The organism is Paraburkholderia strydomiana, assembly GCF_046030495.1.
GTDB classification, from domain to species: Bacteria; Pseudomonadota; Gammaproteobacteria; order Burkholderiales; family Burkholderiaceae; genus Paraburkholderia; species Paraburkholderia strydomiana_A.
Genome location: NZ_JAQQCJ010000074.1, coordinates 1 through 838, shown reverse-complemented (window position 1 = coordinate 838; position 838 = coordinate 1). Strand labels below are relative to the sequence as shown.

The 838-nt window shown below is 63.5% G+C and carries 1 protein-coding gene; it reads left to right on the top strand.

Going from position 1 to position 838, the window contains the following annotated elements:
* Nucleotides 1-838, top strand: an 838-nt coding sequence (gene ilvA / locus PQQ53_RS34970; RefSeq protein WP_408329306.1) for a threonine ammonia-lyase, biosynthetic, incomplete at both ends; no start/stop codon positions are given.

Below are 838 nucleotides of genomic sequence, written 5' to 3'. Positions count from 1 at the left end.
GCAATCCGGTGTATCTGAAGCGTGAGGACAACCAGCCGGTGTTCTCGTTCAAGCTGCGCGGCGCGTACAACAAGATGGCGCATATTCCGGCTGAAGCGCTGGAGCGTGGGGTGATCACGGCTTCGGCAGGCAATCACGCGCAGGGCGTCGCGTTGTCGGCGGCACGCATGGGTGTGAAGGCGATCATCGTGGTGCCGGTGACGACGCCGCAGGTGAAGGTCGATGCAGTACGTGCGCATGGTGGGCCGACGGTCGAAGTGGTGCAGTTCGGCGAGTCGTATAGCGACGCTTACGGCCATGCGGTCAAACTGCAGGAAGAGCGCGGCCTGACCTTCGTGCATCCGTTCGACGATCCGTACGTGATCGCAGGCCAGGGCACCGTGGCGATGGAAATTCTCAGCCAGCATCAGGGGCCGATCCACGCGATCTTCGTGCCGATCGGCGGCGGCGGGCTCGCGGCGGGCGTGGCCGCATATGTGAAATCGGTGCGCCCGGAGATCAAGGTGATCGGCGTACAAACTGATGATTCGTGCGCGATGGCCGCCTCGCTCAAAGCGGGAGAGCGCGTCACGCTGAATGAAGTCGGGCTGTTCTCGGACGGCACGGCGGTGAAGCTGGTCGGTGAAGAAACCTTCCGCCTGTGCAACGAATATCTCGACGACGTGCTGCTCGTGAACACCGACGCGCTGTGCGCCGCAATCAAGGACGTGTTCCAGGACACCCGCAGCGTGCTCGAACCGGCAGGCTCGCTGGCCGTTGCGGGCGCGAAGCAGTATGCCGAGCGCGAAGGCATCGAGAACCAGACGCTGATCGCGATCACGTCGGGCGCGAACATGAA